Origin of the sequence: Vibrio sp. 10N.222.49.C9 (assembly GCF_041474985.1) — a bacterium.
Lineage (GTDB): Bacteria > Pseudomonadota > Gammaproteobacteria > Enterobacterales > Vibrionaceae > Vibrio > Vibrio crassostreae_C.
In genome coordinates this window covers 1-297 of record NZ_JBFRVD010000703.1, presented here as the reverse complement: position 1 = coordinate 297, position 297 = coordinate 1, and the positions used below count along the sequence as shown (strand labels likewise).

Sequence of the window (297 nt, the reverse complement as noted above, 5' to 3'; positions counted from 1 at the left end):
CATCAATACAAAGCGTGTTGCTCGTTTGAGACAAGGGGATGTGCGTGTCTTTTCACGGACGTTGTTCTCAAAGGGAAACACAAGAGTGGATGGTCACTCGGTTGTGTTGCTCGATACCTCTGCGTCAATGTCTTCTTGTAACCTGATTGCTCGTGCGTCTCGTGCTTGTCATGCTTTGTTGGGTGGTCTAAACGCCATAGATGGGATGTCTACGAGTTGTCTTACGTTTGGCGGTACAGGAAACCGTATTGTCCATCGCGTAAAGGAAGAGCGTGAAAAGGTTACCCGAAAAATGGT

Annotated in this window: 1 protein-coding gene; it reads left to right on the top strand. The window is 47.8% G+C overall.

The genetic code is table 11. From position 1 onward, the window contains the following. Window positions 1-85: 85 nt before the first annotated feature. Window positions 86-297 (top strand): hypothetical protein (locus AB4585_RS25165; protein ID WP_372171490.1); only part of this gene is annotated, 212 nt, incomplete at its 3' end.